20 protein-coding genes are annotated in these 22,730 nt (G+C 69.2%); 10 read left to right on the top strand and 10 right to left on the bottom strand.

Going from position 1 to position 22,730, the window contains the following annotated elements:
* Positions 1-171: 171 nt before the first annotated feature.
* The 3 genes from BLU81_RS32700 to BLU81_RS32690 form a co-directional block, all read right to left on the bottom strand.
* Complete coding sequence (locus tag BLU81_RS32700) at positions 172-1,311, bottom strand: cation:proton antiporter (protein WP_231954852.1); 1,140 nt, start codon at positions 1,309-1,311, stop codon at positions 172-174.
* 65 nt (positions 1,312-1,376) lie between these two features.
* Positions 1,377-1,871 carry a cation:proton antiporter regulatory subunit gene (locus BLU81_RS32695; RefSeq protein ID WP_092549996.1) on the bottom strand — a complete coding sequence of 165 codons (495 nt, stop codon included), beginning with the start codon at positions 1,869-1,871 and terminating at the stop codon, positions 1,377-1,379.
* Between the two features lie 10 nt (positions 1,872-1,881).
* The gene (locus BLU81_RS32690; RefSeq protein WP_231953614.1) at positions 1,882-3,108 is read right to left on the bottom strand and encodes a sugar efflux transporter; all 1,227 of its coding nucleotides are present in this window, start codon (positions 3,106-3,108) and stop codon (positions 1,882-1,884) included.
* Positions 3,109-3,194: 86 nt separating this feature from the next.
* Here BLU81_RS32690 and clpB point away from each other — a divergent pair, with 86 nt between their 5' ends.
* A complete protein-coding gene (gene clpB / locus BLU81_RS32685) occupies positions 3,195-5,780 on the top strand; it encodes an ATP-dependent chaperone ClpB (RefSeq protein WP_092549993.1) in 2,586 nt (861 codons plus the stop codon).
* A gap of 46 nt (positions 5,781-5,826) precedes the next feature.
* On the opposite strand, the gene BLU81_RS48715 is transcribed toward clpB, so the two are convergent.
* Positions 5,827-6,003: a hypothetical protein gene (locus BLU81_RS48715; RefSeq protein ID WP_172890661.1), complete on the bottom strand. Its 177-nt coding sequence runs from the start codon at positions 6,001-6,003 to the stop codon at positions 5,827-5,829.
* A gap of 439 nt (positions 6,004-6,442) precedes the next feature.
* On the opposite strand from BLU81_RS48715, the gene BLU81_RS32680 reads away from it, so the two are divergent.
* The 5 genes from BLU81_RS32680 (at position 6,443) to BLU81_RS32660 (ending at position 10,410) form a co-directional block, all read left to right on the top strand.
* Entirely contained in the window at positions 6,443-7,633 is a 1,191-nt protein-coding gene (locus tag BLU81_RS32680; RefSeq protein ID WP_157751867.1) for a hypothetical protein, read from the top strand.
* A gap of 99 nt (positions 7,634-7,732) precedes the next feature.
* Positions 7,733-8,461 (top strand): hypothetical protein, encoded by a 729-nt coding sequence (locus BLU81_RS32675; RefSeq protein WP_092549987.1) that lies wholly within the window; start codon positions 7,733-7,735, stop codon positions 8,459-8,461.
* A gap of 372 nt (positions 8,462-8,833) precedes the next feature.
* The gene (locus tag BLU81_RS48710) at positions 8,834-9,208 is read left to right on the top strand and encodes a hypothetical protein (protein WP_157751866.1); all 375 of its coding nucleotides are present in this window, start codon (positions 8,834-8,836) and stop codon (positions 9,206-9,208) included.
* A 50-nt stretch (positions 9,209-9,258) separates the two neighbouring features.
* Complete coding sequence (locus BLU81_RS32665; RefSeq protein WP_092549981.1) at positions 9,259-9,636, top strand: ArsR/SmtB family transcription factor; 378 nt, start codon at positions 9,259-9,261, stop codon at positions 9,634-9,636.
* Positions 9,637-9,735: 99 nt separating this feature from the next.
* Positions 9,736-10,410 carry a class II aldolase/adducin family protein gene (locus tag BLU81_RS32660; RefSeq protein WP_092549978.1) on the top strand — a complete coding sequence of 225 codons (675 nt, stop codon included), beginning with the start codon at positions 9,736-9,738 and terminating at the stop codon, positions 10,408-10,410.
* Between the two features lie 48 nt (positions 10,411-10,458).
* Here the strand turns inward: BLU81_RS32660 and BLU81_RS32655 are convergent, their stop codons facing one another.
* The 3 genes from BLU81_RS32655 to BLU81_RS32645 form a co-directional block, all read right to left on the bottom strand.
* On the bottom strand, positions 10,459-11,466 hold the full coding sequence (locus tag BLU81_RS32655; protein ID WP_092549975.1) for a DedA family protein: 1,008 nt from the start codon (positions 11,464-11,466) through the stop codon (positions 10,459-10,461).
* A gap of 75 nt (positions 11,467-11,541) precedes the next feature.
* Complete coding sequence (locus BLU81_RS32650; RefSeq protein WP_092549972.1) at positions 11,542-14,034, bottom strand: polynucleotide kinase-phosphatase; 2,493 nt, start codon at positions 14,032-14,034, stop codon at positions 11,542-11,544.
* Positions 14,031-15,389 carry a 3' terminal RNA ribose 2'-O-methyltransferase Hen1 gene (locus BLU81_RS32645; protein ID WP_092549969.1) on the bottom strand — a complete coding sequence of 453 codons (1,359 nt, stop codon included), beginning with the start codon at positions 15,387-15,389 and terminating at the stop codon, positions 14,031-14,033. The genes BLU81_RS32650 and BLU81_RS32645 overlap by 4 nt, the downstream gene beginning before the upstream one ends.
* Before the next feature lie 216 nt (positions 15,390-15,605).
* Between BLU81_RS32645 and fbaA the strand changes: the two genes are divergently transcribed.
* Positions 15,606-16,631 carry a class II fructose-bisphosphate aldolase gene (fbaA, locus tag BLU81_RS32640; RefSeq protein ID WP_092549966.1) on the top strand — a complete coding sequence of 342 codons (1,026 nt, stop codon included), beginning with the start codon at positions 15,606-15,608 and terminating at the stop codon, positions 16,629-16,631.
* Positions 16,632-16,896: 265 nt separating this feature from the next.
* On the top strand, positions 16,897-17,286 hold the full coding sequence (locus tag BLU81_RS32635; protein ID WP_231953613.1) for a hypothetical protein: 390 nt from the start codon (positions 16,897-16,899) through the stop codon (positions 17,284-17,286).
* Positions 17,287-17,290: 4 nt separating this feature from the next.
* Here the strand turns inward: BLU81_RS32635 and BLU81_RS32630 are convergent, their stop codons facing one another.
* The gene (locus BLU81_RS32630) at positions 17,291-17,617 is read right to left on the bottom strand and encodes a hypothetical protein (RefSeq protein WP_157751865.1); all 327 of its coding nucleotides are present in this window, start codon (positions 17,615-17,617) and stop codon (positions 17,291-17,293) included.
* 26 nt (positions 17,618-17,643) lie between these two features.
* Positions 17,644-18,831, bottom strand: a complete 1,188-nt coding sequence (locus BLU81_RS32625) for an LOG family protein (RefSeq protein ID WP_092557961.1) — start codon at positions 18,829-18,831, stop codon at positions 17,644-17,646.
* A 57-nt stretch (positions 18,832-18,888) separates the two neighbouring features.
* On the opposite strand from BLU81_RS32625, the gene BLU81_RS32620 reads away from it, so the two are divergent.
* Positions 18,889-19,878, top strand: a complete 990-nt coding sequence (locus tag BLU81_RS32620; protein ID WP_092549963.1) for an ADP-ribosylglycohydrolase family protein — start codon at positions 18,889-18,891, stop codon at positions 19,876-19,878.
* A gap of 120 nt (positions 19,879-19,998) precedes the next feature.
* Positions 19,999-20,421 carry a DUF3151 domain-containing protein gene (locus BLU81_RS32615; RefSeq protein ID WP_092549960.1) on the top strand — a complete coding sequence of 141 codons (423 nt, stop codon included), beginning with the start codon at positions 19,999-20,001 and terminating at the stop codon, positions 20,419-20,421.
* A 116-nt stretch (positions 20,422-20,537) separates the two neighbouring features.
* Here the strand turns inward: BLU81_RS32615 and BLU81_RS50975 are convergent, their stop codons facing one another.
* Positions 20,538-22,685 (bottom strand): MinD/ParA family ATP-binding protein, encoded by a 2,148-nt coding sequence (locus BLU81_RS50975; RefSeq protein ID WP_172890660.1) that lies wholly within the window; start codon positions 22,683-22,685, stop codon positions 20,538-20,540.
* Positions 22,686-22,730 lie beyond the last annotated feature (45 nt).

The following is a 22,730-nucleotide window of genomic DNA, read 5'->3' as shown; positions in this document are numbered from 1 at the left end:
CTCACCGTTCGCGTCACGGCTGGCGTAACCCGCCGGCCATGGTGTCGAACGTCCCAATACTCAGAGTCGTCGCCGCGCAACGTTAGCGTGCGGGGTGCGGCGGCGGAAGTGTCAAGGCTTCACATTCAGATACTTGACAGTAACTTAGGGCGTTTTCGGCCGAGACACAGGTCACTCCAGGGCTGCTAGCGGTTTCTGCGCCGCTATGCGTTTCCGCAACAGTTTCTTGAACCAGGCATAGTCGGTCAAACGGGCCAGCAACGGACCGGTGACCACCGTGATCAGCACGTAGGCTGCGGCCAGCGGAGCCAGCCGGGCGTCCACTCCGTAGGCCACCGCGATGCCCGCGATGACCACGGAGAACTCGCCACGCGGCATCAGGGCCAGCCCGGTCCGCCACCGGCCGGGCAGCGCGATCCCCGCTCGGCGGGCCGCCAGATAGCCGGTCAGCACCTTGGTCGACATGGTCAGCACGGCCAGGGCGAGGGCCGGCAGGATGACCTTCGCCATGTCGGACGGGTTGGTGGAGAGTCCGAAGAAGACGAAGAACACCGCGGCGAAGAGGTCCCGCAGCGGGGACAGGATCTGCGTGGCGTGATGCGCCACCGGCCCGGAGATCGCGATGCCGACCAGGAACGCGCCGACCGCCTCGGAGACCTTCAGCTCACCGGCCACCCCGGCGATGAACAACGTCAGGCCCAGCACACTGAGCAGCAGCGCCTCGGGGTCCTTCACCGAGATGAACCGGCTGATCTCACCGCCGTACCGGATCGCCACGACCAGGACCGCGACCACCGTGACCACCGCGACGCTCAGCGTGCTGAGCCCACTGGCCAGCCCGAGCCCGGCCAGCACCGCGGTTACCAGCGGCAGGTAGAAGGCCATCGCCAGGTCCTCGATGACCAGCACCGACAGGATCACCGGAGTCTCCCGGTTACCGACCCGGCCCAGGTCGCCGAGCACCTTCGCGATCACCCCGGACGACGACACCCAGGTGATGCCGGCCAGCACCAGCGCGGCTTTCCAGTCCCAGCCGAGCAGCAGCGCGAACGCGGCCCCCGGCAAGGCGTTGAGCAGCATGTCGATGAGACCGGCCGGAGCCGCCGCCCGCAGGTTGCCGACCAGTTCGTCAGCGGAGTACTCCAGGCCCAGCATCACCAGGAGCAGGATCACGCCGATCTGGGCGCCGATCGCGATGAACTCCTCGCTGGCCGACAGCGGGATCAGGCCGCCCTGACCGAACGCCAGGCCGGCCAGCAGATAGAGCGGGATCGGCGACAGGCCGAAACGCCGGCCCAGGCGACCGAGCATGCCGAGGCCGAACAGGAGCGCGCCGATCTCGATGAGCAGGATCGTCGTGTGGTGTTGCACGGCACTCAGCCGTCGTCGCCGGCCAGGATGGCGGTGACGCCGTCCAGGCCCTGGCGGGTACCGACCGCCACCACCACGTCGTTCGCGTCGAACCGGAACTCCGGCCCAGGCGACGCGATCACCTCCCGCTCGCGGAGCACGGCCACGATGGAGGACGTGGTGCGGCTGCGTGCCTGGGTGTCGCCCAGAAGCCGGCCCACGAACGGGGAACCAGCGGGCAGCGCGATCTGCTCGGTCAGCAGCCCCGCCGCCTGCTGGCGCAGACCCGCGAGCTGTCCCAGCATCAGCGAGGCGCCGAGCACGTCGGCCAGGGCCTCCGCCTCGTCGTCGGTGAGCGGGATGGAGGCCAGACTGGAGTCCGGGTCGTCCACGTCGTAGAGCACCAGGTCACGGCGGCCGTTGCGATGGGACACCACCCCGACGGTCCGGCCTGACGAGGTCACCAGGTCATGGCGGACGCCGATACCCGGCAGAGGAGTTCGTTCCACCCGTACGCGCACGATCTCTACGTTAGCCCTCAGTCGGTCCTGTCACGTCGGCAACCGGACGAAGTGCTGGATTCGGCGCCGTCACCCGGGGCCGGGCCACGATCAACAGCAGCAGGCCGAGCACGCTGAGACCCAGGTTGATGGCGAAGGCGAGCCGGAAGCCGTACTCCTGGGCGAGCCCGAAGAGCGGGGCGGCCATCACCAGCCCGATCGGGAAGCAGTTGGTGAACAGCGTGGTGGCCCGGCCCGGCGAGCGCGGCATCATGTCCTGCACGTAGGAGATGCCGAGGCCGGACGTCGCGGCGATGAAGATCGCGTTGAGGATCTGGCCCACGGCCAGCACCCACACCGAGGACGCGGTGGCGGCGACCGAGTAGTAGGCCACCGAACAGACGGTGCCGGCCAGGATGATCGGGCGCAGCGGGATCCGGCTGGAGAGCATGCCGAAGCCGAGCATCAGCGGGATCTCCAGGAACGCGCACAACCCGAAGATCAGGCCGGCGTCGCGGATCGTGCCGTTCAGTTCGGTGCCGAGGTACAGCGGCAGGGCCTGGCCATTCAGGTTCATCGTGGTCTGGAGCAGGGCGAAGCCGGACAGGATCACCCAGAGGACCTGGGGCACCCGCTCCGCCTTCTCCGCGGTGGGCGTCTTCCGGGGCTCGGCCGGAGTGTCGAGCGCGGGCAGGAACCGGGCGATACCCAGGGCGGCGGCCAGGTAGAGGATCGCGGCCGCGCCGTAGACGTGGCGGAAGTCGCCGACGTCCAGCAGGAACGCCGCGAGCGACGGGCCACCCACCCAGGCGACCGAGAAGACGGTGCGCAGCGTGCTGATCCCCATGGCCGCCCGTTTCGGGTCGTCATGTTGCAGGACCTGCCGGGCGTACGCAAAAGATTGGGGGTAAAGCGCTCCGGCGGCGGCGGTGACAGTCGCGGTGACCGCGAGCAGGATCCAGTAGTCCCTGATGACGGCGGTCAGGCCGCTGGACGCGAAGCCGGCCAGCGCGGCGGCGATCAGCAGCGTGCGCCGGATCGGCCAGCGGTCGGAGATCCGGCCGATGTACGACGACACCGTGACACCGGAGAGCGCCGCGACGACCATGAAGACCGTGGTCTGGATCGGATCGGCGTGCACCGCGGTGCTGAGGAACAGCCCGAGGAACGGCCCGACCACCGCGGTCGCCACACCGGAGGTGAGAAAGACCAGGCTGAGAGGAAGAAGGCGACGGGACGAGGCGGAGAACACCTTCACGATGCGTACGTTACGGCGGCTCGACGCGACGCGGTAAAGTTGAGCGCGCTACGCTCAAGTCTGTCGGGTTGGCTGCAGGGGAGTCCATGAGTACCGAACGCTTGACCACCAAGAGCCGCGAAGTGATCACCTCCGCGGTCGCCGACGCCGGCCGCCGTGGGCACGCCACGGTCGAGCCCTGGCACATGCTTCAGTCGCTGCTCGACACCGGCGGCTCCACCGCCACCGCGCTGCTGCGCGCGGTCGGCGCCAACCCGGCCGACATCCGCCGCGCCGCGGTCCGCGCGATCGAGCAACTGCCCTCCGCACGCGGCGCCAGCACCGCCGAGCCGAGTCTGTCCCGCGAGTTCGTCAACGCGATCGGCTCGGCCGACCTCATCGCCAAGCCGCTCGGCGATGAGTATGTGTCGACCGAGCACCTCCTGGCCGGCCTGGCCCGGGTGGGCGGCGCGGTCTCGGCGGTGCTGACCGACGCCGGCGCCACCGAGGAGGCGCTGGTCGGCGCGTTCCCGCAGGTCCGCGGCGGGGAGCGGCGGGTCACCAACGCCGATCCCGAGCAGACCTACAAGGCCCTGGAGAAGTACAGCGTCGACCTCACCGCCCTGGCCCGGGACGGCAAGATCGACCCGGTGATCGGACGGGACGCCGAGATCCGCCGCGTGGTGCAGGTCCTCTCCCGGCGTACCAAGAACAATCCGGTCCTGATCGGTGAACCCGGTGTCGGCAAGACCGCGATCGTCGAAGGACTGGCCCAGCGGATCGTGGCCGGCGACGTGCCGGAGACGCTGCGCGACAAGAAACTGGTCTCGCTCGACCTCGGCGCGATGGTCGCCGGCGCACAGTACCGCGGCCAGTTCGAGGAGCGGCTCAAGAGCGTGCTGGAGGAGATCCGCGGCTCCAACGGGCAGGTCGTGACGTTCCTCGACGAGTTGCACACGGTCGTCGGCGCCGGCAAGGGCGAGGGCTCGATGGACGCCGGCAACATGCTCAAGCCGATGCTGGCCCGCGGTGAGCTGCGGATGGTCGGCGCGACGACGCTGGACGAGTACCGCGAGCACATCGAGAAGGACCCGGCCCTGGAGCGGCGTTTCCAGCCGGTTGTCGTCGGCGAGCCGACGGTCGAGGACACCATCGGCATCCTGCGCGGGCTCAAGGGCCGTTACGAGGCCCACCACCGGGTGCAGATCACCGACGCGGCGCTGGTCGCGGCGGCCAGTCTCTCCGACCGCTACATCAGTGACCGTTTCCTGCCGGACAAGGCGATCGACCTGATCGACGAGGCCGCCTCCCGGCTGCGCATGGAGATCGACTCCCGCCCGGTCGAGCTGGACCAGCTCCAGCGTCAGGTCGACCGGATGCGGGTGGAGCGGCTCGCTCTGGAGAAGGAGACCGACCCGGCGTCCCGGGCCCGGCTGGAGCGCCTGATCGCCGACCTGGCCGACCGCGAGGAGGAGCTGACCGCGCTCAACGCCCGATGGGAGCGCGAGCGCGGCGGGCTGAACCGGGTCGGTGAGCTGAAGAAACAGCTCGACGAGGCGCGGGCGGGCCAGGAGCGGGCCCAGCGCGACGGCGACCTGCTTCAAGCCTCCCGCCTGCTCTACGAGGTGATCCCGGCGCTGGAGAAGGAGATCGAGGCAGCCTCCGAGACCGAGGAGGAGCACGCCGAGCCGCCGATGGTCAAGGAAGAGGTGGGCGCCGACGACATCGCCGAGGTCGTCTCCTCGTGGACCGGGATCCCGGCCGGCCGGATGATGGAGGGCGAGACCACCAAGCTGCTGCGCATGGAGGAATCCCTGGCGGCCAAGGTGATCGGCCAGCGCGAGGCGATCGCCGCGGTCTCCGGCGCGGTCCGCCGGGCCCGTGCGGGCATCGCCGACCCGGACCGGCCGACCGGCAGCTTCCTCTTCCTCGGCCCGACCGGTGTCGGCAAGACCGAGCTAGTGAAAGCCCTGGCCGGGTTCCTCTTCGACGACGAGCGGGCGATGGTCCGCATCGACATGAGCGAGTACGGCGAGAAACACTCGGTGTCCCGCCTGGTCGGTGCCCCGCCCGGTTACGTCGGCTACGAGGAGGGCGGCCAGCTCACCGAGGCGGTGCGCCGCCGGCCGTACAGCGTGGTGCTTCTCGACGAGGTGGAGAAAGCCCACCCGGACGTCTTCGACGTGCTGCTGCAGGTGCTCGACGACGGGCGGCTCACCGACGGACAGGGCCGGACGGTCGACTTCCGGAACGCGATCCTGGTGCTCACGTCGAACCTGGGCTCGTCGACCGCCGATTTCACGATGAGTGACGAGGAGCGTCACGACGAGGTGCTGGCCGCGGTCCGGGCGCACTTCAAACCCGAGTTCCTGAACCGGCTCGACGACATCGTGGTCTTCCACGCTCTCACCAAGGGCGACCTGACCGCGATCGTCGACATCCAGCTGGCCCGGCTGCGGAGCCGGCTCGCCGAGCGGCGGCTGGTCCTGGAGGTTGCCCCGGCCGCGGTGGGGTGGCTGGGCGAGCACGGTTACGACCCGATCTATGGCGCCCGGCCGTTGCGCCGGCTGATCCAGTCGTCGATCGGTGACCTGCTGGCCAAGGCGCTGCTCGGCGGTGAGATCCAGGACGGCGACACGGTGGTGGCCGACCTGCGGGACACCAAGGACGGCCTGACGGTCTTCCGGCGCTGACTTTCGCTCATGAAAAAGGGGGGCCTCTCGGCCCCCCTTTTTTTTCTTACTTGTCCGACTCCCGCTGCAGGTAAGCCTGTGTCATCAGGACGTCCGTGAAAGCGTGCTCGCCTTCCGCGGACCAGATTCTGATGCCGTTGCGGTGGAGTTCGTACCGGACGTCGGTGAAGCGCGTCCTGGTGTCGTCATGGTGCAAGACGTCGAGCGTGTCGGCGTGGGGCATGGGACTCACCGGTCCTTGTCAGGTCTGTGGCGGCCGCGGTGTGGTCACGCGGCCTGCGCAATCGGAGTGGCGCCGTCTGCCGGTCTGCCTCGGCCCCGGATCCGTGTGCGCGGGGCGGGCGACTCGTGCGGGCACGGCGTGCCTCTGGAGCTAGCTGCTTCCAGGTAGGCGCCACGTATCGAAGTTTAGGGGCCGCCGTCCAGCGTGGCGCCACCCGAACGGGCGACGTTTTGCGGTCATTTGGGGTCATCGCTGCCCGATGTTTCCACATCGTCGCCGACCGTGAGGCTCGGTCGCGGGATCTGGCGTCCGGCGGATACCGTGAATTGATCCAATGGAGGGCACTGTGACCGTACCGACATATCAGGTCCCCGACTCGGCCCCGAGCCGGCCGATGACGGTGACTTTCTCATCGATCTTGTTATTCGTGGTCGCCGCCATGCAGCTCGTGAGCGCGGTGACAGTGCTGTCGATCAGGGGCGCGGTCGCCGACGCGTACCAGGGATCGGCCGACGCCGAAGAACTCGGCAGCGATCTGGAATCGGTCATCGGCTTCGTGCTGGCCGGTACCGCGATCATCTACGCGCTGATCGCGATCGTGCTCGTCGTGCTGGCCGTCTTCAACAACCTCGGCAAGAACGGGTCACGGGTCACCACCTGGGTCTTCGGTGGGCTCGGCCTGTGCTGCAACTCGATCGGCCTGGGTGGCACGGCGGCCGGGACCCTGGCCGGCGGGGCCGACTCCGGTGGCCTCAGCCAGGAACAGATCGACGCGCAACTCGCCAGTTCCCTTCCCGGCTGGTACGAATCCGCCAGCACCGGCATCTCCGTGGTGATCGTCCTGGCTCTGGTCGGCGCGCTCATCCTGCTGGCGCTGCCGGCCTCGAACGTGTGGTTCCGCCGTCCGGTGGCGTGGAACCCGGCGATGCCCTACCCGCAGTATCCCGGCCAGCCCGGTTACCCGATGCAGCCCGGTTATCCGACGCCGCAGGGTGGTTACCCGGCGCCTCAGCCTGGACAGCCCGGCTATCCGGCGCCTCAGTCTGGACAGCCTGGTTACTCCGCCCCTCAGGCCGGATACCCCGGTTACCCGACGGGGCAGCCCGGTTACCCGGCCCAGGCCGGTCATCCGGCGCCTCAGGCCGGCTACCCGAGTCCCTATGGCCAGCCGACCTACCCGCCGCCGTACCCGGGCCAGCCAAGTCACCTCGGCACGCCTGAGCAGTACGGCCGGCCGGGCGAGCCCGCGCCGGGACTGCCGCACTACCCGGGTCAGGCCGGTACTCCCGTCCCCGGGGCCTCCTCCGGGACCTCCTCGCCGGAGCCGACCAGCGACCCGTGGGCACCGTCGTCCGAGCAGACCAGCGACCCGTGGGCGTCTCCGCAGGAGCCGTTCCCGGCTACTCCGTCGCCGTTCGCCCCGCCGGCCCCGACCTCGGCCCCGCCTGCTGTGCCGTCCTCTCCAGCCGCGCCGTTCTCTCCAGAGCCGGCCAGTGACCCGTGGGCGGCCCCGTCGCCCACCCCGCCGGATTCGTCGCCCGGCTCACCGCCCGCCGCTCCGCCGGCCTCGCCGCCTGCCGCTCCGCCGGCCTCGCCGTCCGCTGACGGGGAGCCGGGGCGTTCTGCCTGATCGATTTCGGACCGGTCCACCGATGAGGTGGACCGGTCCGGCCACCTCATCGGTCGGTACGCGATAGGTTCTTGCCAGCCGAACCCGCGGGAGCCATCGATGTCGTACGCCGTCCAGCCGACGCCTGTCGCGGTGCCGTCCACTGCCGGCCGCCCGGCTGCCGTGACGACCGCGGTCGCCCTGCTCTGGGCCATGGCCGCCGCCGGCCTGACCTATGCGATCAGCATGATCGCGGTCACTCCCGGTGTGGTGAGCCGGTTTCGTGACGCCACCTCGGGTTCGAGCGCGGCGGAGAACTACATCACCGTGATCTGGCTGGTCGGAGCGTTGGCTCCGGTGCTGGCCCTGCTCTTCGTCGCCCTTTTCGTGGTGCTCGGCGCCGCGCTGCGCCGGGGTAGCCGGCTGGCCCGCCTGATCTCGGTGGGCGTGTGCGGCCTCGGCCTGGTGACCGGGTTCGGGACTCTGGGTGTTCTCGCCGCTCAGCGGGCCGGTGACGCGGTGGCCGGCTCGATCGGCGAGGCGTTGGATCAGGCTTACCCGTCCGGGTGGATCACGCTGAACTTCGCGGTGGCCATTGCCCAGGTGGTGGGTTACCTCGTCGTGGGAGCGCTTCTACTGGCGGCGCCGCGAGATTATTTCGGAGCCGTGCCGAGTTTTGTGCCGTCGAGCCAATTCGTGGCATCGCCGAGCCCGTCGGAGTGGGCTGCCCCACAAACGAAGCCTTTTGTTACTGACGAGTTCGAACCCGATCAGTTCTCAGATCCGGCGGTTCTGCCGAAGTCCGCGCCGGGTCCGGAAGACGAGTACTGGTCACGACCGGGCGAGTGAGCGGTTCCGTATCGACGACTGTGGGTCACTCGAACGGGTACGGTGCGTTTCTGCCGGTGTCACTCGATCGGCTGTCCGGATAGATCGAGATCGGCCGTACGGTGGGTGTTTTCACCCCGTACGGACAAACGTCATTGGGCCGGTTCACAGCCTCTTCACAGCGCACCTACCAGGTGATCCTGAGCATGGCGCGGGTAACCTTCGGGCATTACCTGCTTTGAGCAGCGTCTATGGTCCGAAGATGGGTCGCTACCGACCGGGGGATCGGTAAAGTTTCTTTACAGAGTTGGGCAAAGCCGTGCGTCAATAGTTCCGTTCCGCCCTGGCGGGGCGAAAGATTCCGGTTTTTGTACAGCCAGTACGCTCGATGTCATGGAAGCACGGCACGACCTGGGTAAATTCATCACTGAATTGTCCGTCGCGCAGCGTGGCGTCGTGCTTTCATCGGGTCGTGGGGTGTGCGGCGAACTGATGATCGCGCAGTGTGGCGTGATGGTCTCGACGCGTTCCGTGCTGAGCCATCGTCGGGGATCGGTGGTTCGAAAGAATCGACGAATTGGCAATGTGGCCGGTCTCACCCCGGAGACGGGGATCGAGAGCTCGACACGGATGGGTAGCGACCAGATGGCGACTGAGGCGTTGCAGGAGGCAGAGACCGAAGTCGTCGTTGCACGTTCGGTGGACCCGATGAGGGTGTTCGGGTGGCCGTCTCGGCGATCGATGTCGGCCTTACGGCCTGAAAGTTAGCCGGTTCGTTCCTGCTGACATGCAGGAGAATCGATGCAGTTGGTGGAAGGATGGAGATCGTGGGAACTGCGTTGGCGGAAATGACCATGCCTCAGATCTCGCCGCTTGCCGGTGAGCCTATTGAACGCGCTGACGCTGAGCGCCTGGCGGGAGTGCTGAAGGCGCTCGCCGACCCGGCCCGGCTACGGCTGCTGAGCCTCATTCAGTCCGCAACGGACGGTGAGGCGTGCGTCTGCGACCTGACGGCCCCCCTAGGGCTGTCGCAGCCCACCGTTAGTCACCATCTTCGGATTCTTACCGAAGCTGGTCTGCTCGAGCGGGAGAAGCGGGGTGTGTGGGCGTACTACCGGCTGGTGCCGAGTGCCATCGCCACCATCGCCGACCTGCTGACCCCGCCGCGGAAGCGGGCCACCAAGAAGGCCCGCTGAAGCGAGACTGGGTAATGCCTGGCGTCACCGACCATGGGGGCGTGACGCCAGGCGGAGGACCCCGGCCCCGCGACGGCCGGCGGACCTGAGGAGGAACGGGTGAACTACGTCCCCGGTGACCTGCGTGATCAGCTTGCGCATGTTGGTTACGACGTGGTGCAGGCGGGCCTCGTGTGTGGATCGGGCGGCAATCTGTCCGCCCGCATTCCCGGCGAGGACGCCATCTGGATCACCGCAAGTGGATCATGGCTGGATCGACTCAGCCGCAACACCTTCGCACCGGTTCGGATCGCTGACGGGGGCCCGGCCGTCGTCGGCAGTGTCCTCCCGCCGCGAATCGAACCGACCAGCGAAATGGCGCTGCACCTCGCGCTCTACCGGGCGAGACCGGACGTGAACGCCGTGGTGCACCTGCACCCGCAGACGGCATTGCTGCTGGACGCTCTCGGCGAACGCATCCGGATCGTGACCACCGATCACGCCTTCTACCTGCGCCGGGTGTCCACCGTGCCGTTCCGGCTGCCGGGCACCACCGAACTGGCCGCCCTGACCGCCGCGATGGCCGCCGACGGCACCGACTGCCTGGTGCTCAGTCAGCACGGTTGCGTGGTGATGGGTGACTCCGTCGAGCTCGCGCACAAGCGGGCCCGCAACCTGGAGGAAGCCGCTTCGCTGACGTACCGGGCGTTGTCGGCCGGTCGTCTGGACGATCTCCGGGAGTGCCCGGAGGAGTTCCTGGAGAGGCTTTCCAGGTCCACCTCCGTCACGGTGTGAGGCGGGGTACGAAAAAGGCCGGCCCTCGGGCCGGCCTTTCGTGTTCCGTCAGTCTCGCGGCGGCCACTGCTGCTGCTGGCCGTAGTCCTGCTGTGGCCACTGCTGCTGCGGCGGGTAGCCCTGCGGGGTGGGCTGATGCCCCTGCTGCGGGTAGGCCGGGTCCTGCTGCTGCTGAGGCTGACCGTAGACGGTGCCCTGACGCGGCTGCTGCTGCGGCTGACCGTAGTTACCGGCCTGGTGGTACGTGGTCGGCTCGTCGTACTGCTGCGGCTGCTGGTGTGAGTGGAACTCGTCGCGGACGGCCTCGGCCACCCCGGCCGCACTCGCCGCGGCGACGACACCCAGCGCCTCGGAAGCCTCCGGGCCGGTGTGTGTGCCGTTCTTCTTCGCCTTGCGCTCGCGCAGGATCTCGATCCCGATCGGCAGCACCGAGATCAGCACGATCACGATGACCACCGGCAGGATGTAGTGGTCGATCTTGTCGCCGATGGCGGCGTAGATCTGCTCGGCCAGCATGTAGCCGATCAGGATGATGCCGTCGGTCCAGAGGATGGCGCCGACCACGTTCCACAGGAAGAACTGCTTCGCCGGCATGCCGAGAGTGCCGGCGACCGGGTTGAGGAACGTCCGCACGATCGGGATGAAGCGGGCCAGCACCACGGCCTTGGCCGGGCCGAACTTCTCGAAGTAGAACTCCGCCTTCGCGACGTACTCCCGCTTGAAAAGCTTCGAGTCGGGTTTGTCGAACATTCGGCGCCCGTACTTCGCGCCGAGCCAGTGCCCGAACTGTGCGCCGGCGATGGCACAGATCGGCGCCCCGATCAGCAGGCCGACGATGGAGAGCTGCGCGCCCTCACCGAAGATCGAGTTGGCGACCTCGGAGGCCGCGACACCCGCCAGGAACAGCAGGGAGTCGCCGGGGAAGAAGAAGCCGACCAGCAGGCCGGTCTCGGCGAAGAGGATGGCCAGGACACCCGGCAACCCGAAGGCCGAGAGTAGGTCCTTCGGGTCCAACGGATTGAGAGCTAGCTGCTCGCTGAGCGCTTGGATGTCCACGATGAGCCAGGGTACCGGCCCTGGTCGGGCCGGTACCTGTATGAACGCTGTGCACTCCGGGAAGTAACACGGTGGTCACAGCCGGGGGTCGACCGGCTCCGACTCGGCGGCCAGGATCGCGAAGACCAACTCGTGCACCCGCCAGGCCGGCGCGCCCTCGGCCAGCCGGTCCAGCGCGGCCAGGCCCAGCCCGTGCTCACGGAGCGCGAGTGATCGTTTACGGCCCAGGTTGCGCTGCCGAAGTCGGTCCAACTGCTCGGGACGGGTGTATTCCGGACCGTAGATGATCCGCAGGTACTCCCGGCCGCGGCACTTCACACCCGGCTGTACGAGACGTCCGTTACGGTCCGTCCCAGCCAGACCGATCCACGGCTTGACCACCATGCCCTCACCACCGGCTCCGGTCAGTGTCAGCCACCACTCGGTGGCGGCGGCCTCCGCGACCGGATCGGCCAGGTCGACGATCATCCGCCGGGTCGGGGTGAACAACTTCGGGTCCGCGGAGACGAGCCGGTCGGCCAGGGCCAGGTGCCAGTCGTGATCCTTGTCCGCGTACGTCACTCCGGCCCCGGCCAGGAACGCGAACGGTGCCAGGGTGACCCCGTCCAGCCCGTCGGTCGGTTTCACGTACGCCCGGTACGCCGCCGAGTAGCCGTCGATCTCGGCCGACCGCAGCGCCAGACGGTCCCGCAGTCCGGCGACGTCGAGCCCACGCCCGGCCACCTGCTCCAGCATCGACAGGGCGGCCGGCAACGCGGCCCGTCCGGCGGCGCCCACCGCGGCGTACTGATCCCGGATCAGGCTGCCCGCCTTGGCCGACCACGGCAGCAGCTCGGCGTCGATCAGCAGCCAGTCGGTCTCCAGCTCGGCGAAGATCGGGGCGGCCGCGGTTCGAGCCCGGTCCAACAATGGCCCGTCCATCCGAGGGCCGAAGAACGGGCGGCCGGTCCGGGTCCAGATCGCGTCGCCCTCGCCGGAGACGGAGATCCGCACCACGGCCCGTGAGCCCATGTGCTTCTCCTCGCACACCACCCGGTCCACCCCGGCGGCCCGCAGGTCGGCGAAGGCGGCCGACGGGTGCTCCAGGTAGCCCTCGACCGTCGAGCTGGTGCACGGGGCCATCGTCGGCGGCAGCCAGATCAGGGTCTCCGGGTCGACCGAGAACCGGCCCATCACCTCCAGCGCTGCGGCCGCGTTCTCGGCCGGGACGGTGGTCCGCCCGTACCCGTAGTCGAGGTGCCGGCGCCCGGTGACGTCCGCGATGTCCAGGCCCTGGTCGGGCTTCTCCGGCTCCGCGGACATCGGCCGGATCGGCGCGTAGTACTCCTTCGCTGCCGGCACCGCGACCAGCTCGCGCGACGGCCAGCGCAGCGCGGTCAGCGCGCCGCCGAAGACACAACCGGTGTCCAGGCAGATGGTGTTGTTGATCCACTCCGGAGTCGGGGTGGGCACGTGGCCGTAGACGACGGCGGCCGAACCGCGGTACTCCCGGGCCCACGGGTAGCGGACCGGCAGCCCGTACTCGTCGGTCTCGCCGGTCGTCTCGCCGTAGAGCGCGAAACTGCGCACCCGTCCGGACGCCCGCCCGTGGTACGCCTCCTTGAGCCCGGCGTGCGCCACCACCAGCTTGCCGTCGTCGAGGACGTAGTGGCTGACCAGGCCGTCGATGAAGGCGCGCACCTCGGCCACGAACTCGGCCGGCTCGGCGTCCAACTGCTCCAGGGTCTCCGGAAGACCATGCGTGAGCTGTACCGTGCGCCCGTTCAGCTTGCGGGCCAGCTTCTGCTCGTGGTTGCCCGGCACACAGATCGCGTGGCCGGCCGCCACCATGCCCATCACCAGGCGCAGCACACCCGGTGAGTCCGGCCCACGGTCGACCAGGTCACCGACGAAGACGGCCTTGTTGTGGCCGTGCACGGCGTCCACCGGACGACCGGAAGCGTCCCGGATGATCTCGTAGTCCAGCTTGGTCAGCAGCGACTCCAGTTCGGCACGGCAGCCGTGCACGTCACCGATGATGTCGAAGGGGCCGTGCTCGTCCTTGCGGTCGTTGAACAGCTTCTCGTAGCGGATCTCGGCCGCCGCTATCTCGTCCACCCCACGCAGCACGTGGATCTTGCGGAACCCCTCCTTGGCCAACTGCCCGAGGGTGCGGCGCAGGTCCCGGTGCATCCGGGTGAGGACGCGCCGGTCGAACGTACGATCCGGGCGGCCCTGGGTCCGCTCCCAGGCCACCGACTCGGGCACGTCCAGCACGATCGCCACCGGAAGCACGTCGTGCTCGCGAGCCGTCTTGATCAGGCCGGCGCGGGCGTGTGACTGCAGGTTGGTGGCGTCGACGACGGTGAGCCGCCCGGCCGCCAGCCGCTTGCCGGCCACGTAGTGCAGCACCTCGAAGGCGTCCGCCGACGCCGACTGGTCGTTCTCGTCGTCGGCGACCAGGCCGCGGAAGAAGTCCGAGGAGAGCACCTGGGTCGGCTTCCAGTGCTGCCCGGCGAAGGTGGACTTGCCGGAGCCGGAGATGCCGACCAGGGCGACGAGGGCGAGTTCGGGAACGTCGATGATCATGCGGACACCGCCTTGAAGAGCGCGAGCTGGGTCGGAGCGCCGGTGGTCTCGTCGGACTCACCGACGCCACGGATCGTGACGGTGTAGCCGTACCGGTCGGCGGTCTCGGTGGCCCAGCCGGTGAACTCGGCACGCGTCCACTCGAAGCGATGGTCCGAGTGCCGCATCCCGGTCAGGCCCTCGTAGTGCACGTTGTACTCCACGTTCGGGGTGGTCACCACGACCGCGCCGGGCTTGGCGTGCCCGAAGACGGCCGCCTCCAGCGCGGGCAGCCGGGGCAGATCGACATGCTCGATGACCTCCATCAGCACCGCCGCGTCGAAACCACGCAGCCGGTCGTCACGGTAGGTGAGCGCGGTCTGGATCAGCTTGATCCGGTCCTTCTGCCGATCCGGTAGCTGGTCCAGGCGCAACCGGCGGGCCGCCTGCTCCAGCGTCCGGCTGGCCACGTCGGCGCCCACGATCTCGGTGAAGCTCCGGTCCTTGACCAGCGCGGCGAGCAGAGCACCGGGACCGCAGCCCAGGTCGAGCACCCGCGCCGCGCCCACCTCGGTCAGCGCGGCCAGCACCGCGTCCCGGCGCTGCTCGGCCAGTGGCGCCCGGCGGACCACCGGCAGCTCCGCTTCCTCCTCGGTGACCGCCGGCAGGTCCGCCTCCAGCGACTGCAACGCGGTGGTCGCGAAGGACCTACGGTGTGCCAGGTAACGGCGGGCGATCAGCACCTTCTCCGGGTGGCCGGCCAGCCAGCCCGCACCGGAGCGCAGCAGTTTCTCGATCTCGTCCGGGGCCACCCAGTAGTGCTTGCCGTCGTCGAGCACCGGCAGCAGTACGTACAGATGGTTGAGCGCGTCGGCGACCCGCAGTTCGCCGGTCAGGGTCAGATCCACGTACCGGCTGCCGCCGCCGAGTTCCGCCTCGAACGGGATCGGGACGGCCGTCACGGTCCAGCCGAGCGGTGCGAACAGGCGGGTCACCAGGTCGGGGGTGCCGCGCAGCACCGGAACCCGGACCTCCAGCGGGATCGCGGTCGCGGCCAGTTCCGGCCGGTCCTTGGAGGCGCCGCGCAGGGCACTGCGGAAGACTTTCGCGAGGGCGGCGGCCAACAGACTGGAGGCGGCGTACGGCCGGTCGTTCACGTACTGGCTCAGCTCGAAGGCATCCCGCTGCGCGCGCAGTAGTTGCGGATCCACGTCCAGCATCAGGGCGGCGGTGCAGCGGTCCTCGGTCGCTTCGGGGTAGAGGACGTACGCCGTACCGGTCGGAACGCTGAACGAATGCACCTTGTCGGGATGCTTGACCAGCAGGTAGCCCAGGTCGGTCGCGGGCCGGCGTGTGGTCGTCAGAGTGAGCAGCACTCGTCGATCGTGTCAGTGCCGGTCGCGTCCAGCGATCGATTTCCGCCCCGCCGGATGCCCCAAACCGGTATGCCCCGGACTTCTCGCCGGGAACTCGGGTGCGGATTTCGGGGCGATTTCAACTACGCACCGCGACTGCGGAATACTGCCTGCTGGAGGACAGCGCTGTCCTGCCCTCTGCTGCCCGAGTGTGTCAAAGAGCAAGGAGCGCATCCGATGCCTATCGCTTCCCCCGAGGTCTACGCCGAGATGATCGATCGCGCCAAGGCTGGCGCGTTTGCTTACCCGGCGATCAACGTGACGTCCTCGCAGACCCTCAACGCCGCCCTGCAGGGCTTCGCGGAGGCCGGCAGCGACGGCATCATCCAGATCTCCACCGGCGGTGCCGAGTACGTCTCCGGCCCCACCATCAAGGACAAGGTCGTCGGCGCCGTGGCGCTGGCCGAGTTCGCCCACCACGTGGCGCAGAAGTACTCGATCAACGTCGCGCTGCACACCGACCACTGCCCGAAGAACCACCTCGACGGGTTCGTCCGGCCGCTGATCGACATCTCCGCCGAGCGGGTCGCCAAGGGCCAGGCGCCGCTGTTCCAGTCGCACATGTGGGACGGTTCGGCCGTGCCGCTGGACGAGAACCTCCAGATCGCTGAGGAACTGCTGGCCAAGACCGCGGCTGCCAAGATCATCCTGGAGATCGAGGTCGGCGTCGTCGGTGGCGAAGAGGACGGCGTCTCCGCCGCGATCGACGACAAGCTCTACTCGACCATCGAGGACGGCCTGGCCACCGCCGCCGCCCTGGGCCTGGGTGAGAAGGGCCGCTACCTGACCGCCCTCACCTTCGGCAACGTGCACGGCGTCTACAAGCCGGGCAACGTCAAGCTCCGTCCGGAGATCCTCAAGGAGATCCAGGACGCGATCGGCGCGAAGTACGGCAAGGACAAGCCGCTCGACCTGGTCTTCCACGGTGGTTCCGGCTCGCTGCTGTCGGAGATCCACGGTGCGTTGGACTACGGCGTGGTCAAGATGAACATCGACACCGACACGCAGTACGCGTTCACCCGCCCGGTCGTCGAGCACATCTTCAAGAACTACGACGGCGTCCTGAAGATCGACGGCGAGGTCGGCAACAAGAAGGCGTACGACCCCCGCGCCTGGGGCAAGCTGGCCGAGAACGGCCTCGCCAAGCGGGTCGTCGAGGCCGCCCAGCACCTCCGCTCGGCCGGCACCTCGCTCGGCAAGTAAGTCTCGGCAAGTGAGTGAAGTGATTCAGTAGTTCGACGACAGTGGCCGGTCCCCTTCGTGGGGATCGGCCACTTTGTCTTGCGGGGTCACCGAGAGGCACGGGTACCATCGACCGATCAAGATCGGCGGGACGGTGATCGTGCTCGTGATGGAGGGTTGGAAACCCGAGTGGCACCACGATGCCGAAGACCTCGCCGCCACTCATCGACACATGTTCACCAGGCTCATCGGTCGGAAACTGCGATCAAGCCATCTCATGTGGGATGTGGCCGAGCGAGGCTGGTTCGCCGACGGGCCGGTGATCCTCGACTTCGGACTGTCCCGAGTGGAGATCACCCACCGTAAATTCGATGAGTGTGCCATCACCTGGGACCAGATCGACATGGCACTGCCGATCGATCTGTACGAGCATTTCGACTGGCGCTCCGACCCGCACGCCGCGCTGCGTAACGCCCGGGGCCGGCCGCTCCGGGCGGTGAACATCATCGAGCAGACCACCGCGGCCGACTGGCGTCCCCGGGTGCTGCACGCCGTCGAGTTCCTGTTCGACGGCGCGCGCCTCGCGATCTACAACGCGATGGACGAGAACGGCCTCACCGACGTTCCCGAGGCCGACCTGCCCGCAGCCCACTGGCGCCGCGTGCACGTGGCCTAGCGGGTCAGCTGCCACCGCCACCGTCGCCGCCACCACCGCCACCGTCACCGCCCCAGGACGAGCCGCCGCCGTCACCGCCGCCGCCCCACCATGAGCCGCCACCGTCGTTCGACGATGACGACGATGAGTTGTCGTCCCAGGAACCGTCGGAGCCGCCGTAGTGGTGCTGCGACGACCCGCCGGTCGCCCAGGCGCCGCCCCGGCCGGAGCGCGACCTGCCGCGGCGCCCCTCCCGGTAGGCGGAGCGGGAGTTGAGGACCATAGCCCTCACCAGGATCACGACGAACACCGTGATTCCGAGGATCATTACCGACGTGACGATCAGCTCCATGGCTGCAGTGTGCGGTAGCCGCACAACTACTGGGAGAGAGCCTCCATCGCCTCGTCCAGAGAGTCGGTCACCACCACCAGACCGGACTGGTCGCCGTGGGGCGAACGGGACAGCAGCGACCGCAGCAGGTCCGCCACCGGCAGCTTCGACCAGTGTTCGGTGCCGAGGAACACATACGCCCCAGACGGCCCGTCGGTCACGTAGAACGTCTTCGTCGCCGCCTGGAAGATCTCCTGCACCGTCCCAGCCCAGCCCGGCGCGAAGACGATCCCGCCACGGGCCAGTCGCAGGATCGAGTCCTCCCGCACCGCGTTCGAGAAGTACTTACCGATCTGCCCGGCGAACAGGTTGGCCGGCTCGTGCCCGTACAGCCAGGTGGGCAAGGCCAGACCGCCGTGCCGCAGCTGCCCGGCCACGTCCAGATCCGCCAGCGGGTAGATCCGGCGTACCGAAAGGGCTGCCGCGGTGTAGGGATCATGATCCATGAACTGCGGCGCCACCGAGAGCAGATCGATCGCGGTGTCCAACTCGCCAGCCGTGCGGGATGCGAAGTAGGCGCCCAGGTTCGCCGCCTCCATCACCCCGGGGCCACCGCCGGTCACGATCAGCCGGCCGGCCTCGGCCAGCCGCTGGGCCAGGGAAGCGGCCATCCGGTACGGACCGGAGCCCCGTGCCGCCGCGTGCCCGCCCATGATCCCGATCGCACCACCCGGGCCGTTCGCGTGCGCCCACTGGTTGAGCGCCTTGCCGAGCGCGTTGTCGATCCCAGCGTCGTGCAGCCGCTGGGACAACGCCTCGCGAATGTCCGGAACCGCCCCACCGTGCGCCACGAAGTGCTGGTAGACGGCGGTGTCGTACATCCCGGCGAAACCGTGCGCACCGAACCCGGCGGACAGGTCCTCGGGGGTGTAGAGCAGGGCCGGATGAGTCGGGTAGGGGCAGTCGTCGAACGGCGGGATCACGTGGGCACCCCGCCGGATCAGGTCCACCTCCACCTCCGGCCCGGACAGGTGGCAGCCGACGAACATCGTCTCCCGCACGTCCACACCGGTCAGATCCGGCGGATCCCGGTCCAGGCGCAGGCCCAGGACGCAGAGGCCGGCCAGGGTGTTCTTGGCCAGGTGCACCTCCAGTTCGGCACGGGTTTCGATCTCGTCGGCGGTCGCGTCGAACGGCGCGTCCCCACCGAGCACTGGTTGCAACGGATCGGGCATGAAGTCCATCTTGCTCTCGACGAGCCACCCGTTGACGAACTACCTAGAGTTGACCGCATGCGTGCTGCCTCGGGTTCACTTTTCGGATTGGCGTACGGAGACTCCCTCGGGAAACCGACCGAGTTCCAGGAGTACGCGACGATCGTGGCCGAGTACGGCCCCGGCGGCCCGCGGCGGCTCATCGGTGAACCCGCGCTCGTCACCGACGACACCCAGATGGCACTCGCGGTCGGTGAGGCCCTGATCGAAGTGGGCCGGATCACTCCGGAGGCGTTCGAACCGGTGCTGCGCCGCCGGTTCCTGGAATGGGCGGCCAGCCCCGAGAACGACCGAGCGCCCGGCATGACCTGCCTGCGCGCCTGCTCGGCACTCGCCGACGGCCGGCCGTGGACGCGGGCCACCCAGATCGGTTCGAAAGGCTGCGGCGCCAACATGCGAGTCACCCCGGTCGGCCTGATGCCCGGGCTGACCGACGACCAGCGGGCCGGAGCGGCCCAGTTGCAGGCCGCCCTGACACACGGGCACCCGACCGCGCTGGCGGCGAGCGAGCTGACCGCGTGGGCCGTGCACCTGCTCGGTGGTGGTCTTCGGCCGGCCGATCTGCTGGCCGCGTTGCGGGACCGCTGTTCCGAACAGCGCAAGATCTACCGGGGTGACTGGCTCGGCGACCTGTGGCAGCAGCCGGCGGTCACCACACCGGAGGAGTACATCGCCCGTGGTTGGGACGAGTGCGCGACCGCCCTGGACCGGGTCGTCGTCGCGCTGGCGTCCAGCGACCACCTCGGTGACCCCTGCCTGGCCACCGGGGCCGGCTGGATCGCTGAGGAGGCGCTGGCCACCGCTCTCTACGTCTATCTGATCTCGCCGGACGAGCCGGTCGCGGTCGTCGGCCGGGGCGCTGCCTCCTCCGGCGACTCCGACTCGATCGCCTGCCTGGCCGGGGCGTTCGCGGGCGCGTCGCTGGGCCTGGCGGCGTGGCCGGCCGGTTGGCAGACCCAGATCGAGTACGCCGACCGGCTGTTCCGCCTCGGCCGCGCCTGGGACTGACCGACCAACCCGTGCCGGGTCCGCCGGGCCGGGCTGCTCAGTCGGGTTGAATTCGGCTGTTCATGCGGTGAAACGTGGCCGCGGCGGAATGTTCGACGGCCGGCCGGGTTGAATGGGGTCATGCAGAACCTCCTTCCCGGCCCGCCGGCCACGCGACTGCCCGCCGACGCCGAAGCCGACAAAGCTCTCGCCGAGGCCGCCGCCGCGGGTGGCGGGGCGGCTTTCAAGGCGGTCGCCGCCGACTATCCCTCCTACAGCGCCGCGTGGGCGCCACTGGCCGCCGGTGCGCTGGCCGACGGCGAGCCGGTCACCGCGTACGCCTACGCCCGCACCGGTTACCACCGCGGCCTCGACGCGCTGCGCCGCAACGGCTGGAAGGGCCACGGCCCGATCCCGTGGTCGCACGAGGCCAACCAGGGCTTCCTCCGCTGCCTGCACGTCCTGTCACAGGCGGCCGCCGCGATCGGTGAGGCGGACGAGGCGGCCCGCTGCGCCCAGTTCCTCCGCGACAGCGACCCGGCCGCGGCCGACGCCCTGTCCTGACGCGCTCCGCCGGTGGCGGGCCGTCAGCCCGTCACCGGCGGATCCGCAACGAGAAGACCCGCCACCGGCAGATTCGCGATGTGAAGACCCGACGCCGGGGATCCCGCCATGGGGCTTCAGAGACCCGAGGCCACCGCTGCGGCGATCTTGAGCCAGGCGTCCTTCGTGGGGACGGAGAGTTCGCCGTAGCGGATCGGCTCGCCCGAGTCGATCAACCGCTCGTAGGGGGCCACCACCACCGCCCGGGTCCGGGCCGCGAAGTGCTGCTGGATCCACTGCAGGTCGATGTCCTTGCGGGTCGGCGGCATCGTGACGATGGTCACCGCCTGCCGCACGAGCCGTCGCCTGCCGCCCTGTTCCAGGTGGTCGAGCATTCGGGCGGCGGTCTCGGCCGAGTCGTTACGCGCCGACATGGTGATCACCAGCTGGTCGGTGGCGTCCATCGAGGCCTGCCAGTTCTCCGCGCGGACGTTGTTACCGGTGTCCACGAAGATCAGCTTGTAGAACCGGCTCACCACGTCACGGATCTCGGCGAACGAGTTCGCGGTCAGCATCTCACCGGCAGTCGCCGACTCGTCCGAGGCGAGCACGTCGAACATGCCCTCGCCCTGCGCCCGTACATACTGCGACAGATCGCCGACCCGGCCCTGCGCACCCTGGAAGAGATGCAGATCACGCATCATGTCGCGGACCGTCCGGGCGTGGAAGTCCTGCTGCGCCCGCATCCCCAGTGTGCCCTGGGTCTCGTTGTTGTCCCAGGCCAGCACGTACCCGCCGCGCTTCTGCCCGAACGTCATCGCGAGCAGCAGCACCGCCACGGTCTTCCCGGCACCACCCTTGGGGTTGACCACGGTGACCTGACGCAGCCCGCCGAAGTTGCGGCGAACCATCTCGACGTCCTGCTTGTACTCCATCTCATACTGCCCCGGAGCCATCTTGAGCAGGCCGAACGTCGCGTTCTGCAGGATCGCCCGAGCACCCATCGTGGCACTCTGCTGAGCCGGACGGGCCAGCCGCCGCTTCGCGAACTCCTCCGCGGTCGGCGTGTTGTCCGCAAGCCAGTTCAGCTCCTGGAACGGATCCTCCGCGGCCGGAGGCTGCCCCTCCAGGACCTGCGCGCTGTCCGCCGGCGGATTGTCGGCCCGCGGCGGATAGAGCGGGGTGGTGTGCACCGGCGCCTGCACCGCCGCGTCCTGCAGAGGCCAGGGCGCCGGTTGCGGCGCGACGTGATCTTGCGGCTGGTGCGGCGGTAAATGCGGAGCGGGCGGCGGTACGGGCACGGCGTGCCCCCGGTGTGCGGATTCCGCGGTGCGTTGCGATGGTCCGGGCTCCGGCAGAGACTGCGGTGGTACGACCGGAGCAGGCTGCTGTGCCACCGGCTGAGTCGCCGGCCGCACGAACGGCGCGGCTTCCCGCAGCATCGGCTGTTCCGCCCGCACCGTCTCGGGCTGAGCCTGGCGTAGCGCCTGCTGGTCCGGCTGGTGAGACGGCCACTGGTCCGTCCGGGGTCGGACCGGCTCCACCGGTGACGCGGTCTCACTCTGCCGCTGGACCGGGCCGTGACCTTGGGCCGTCTGGTGCTGCTGGACCGGCTCGTGTCGTTGGACCGGTTCGTGTTGCTGGACCTGGCGGGTAGGAGCCGGCCGGGTCGGCTGGGGTGCCGGCTCCACCTGCGGTGCCGGAGGGCGCTGGACCGGCTGGCGCATGGTCGGAATCGGCTGGACACGGCCGTGCTGCCATGCCTGCTCCTGCTGCGGCGTCTGCTCGGCCGAGGCGGACTCGGGCCGGTGCTGCGGCTGGTGCTGCTGTTGGTGGTACTGCTGGTCCGGCTGCTGTGCGGACTGCGCCCACGGCGACTGAGCGGCGTGCTCGGCCTGCACCGCAGGTGACGGGGCGGGTGGCCCGGCGTCGGTGACCGGCCAGCCGGTGGATGCCCGCTGGGCGGGAACGTGCGCCCTGGGCGGCTCGGTGCCGTCGGCCGCCTGGAAGACCGCGGGCGGCTCGGTGCCGTCGGCCGACCGGAGGACCGCGGGCGGCTCGGTGTTGTCGGCCGGGCGGAGGACCGCGGGCGGCTCGGTGTTGTCGGCCGGGCGGAAGACTCCCGGCTCGACCTGGACCATGCCGACTGGTGGGGTCCGATCGGTCAGGGGCACGGCTCGGCCGTGCACCGGCGTCTCGGGCTCGTCGGCCCAGAACGGTTCCACGTCCCGGGGTGCCGACTCGGCCCCCGGGCCGTGGATGCGGTCGGCGTGCTCGTCCGCCACGGATGAGACCTCCGGTATCACAAATATCCTGCTGAACCCGTCCAA

It is taken from the genome of Actinoplanes derwentensis (assembly GCF_900104725.1).
Classification (GTDB): Bacteria; Actinomycetota; Actinomycetes; order Mycobacteriales; family Micromonosporaceae; genus Actinoplanes; species Actinoplanes derwentensis.
Note: the sequence above shows the minus strand (reverse complement) of the source record. Positions and strands in the feature narration are given on the sequence as shown.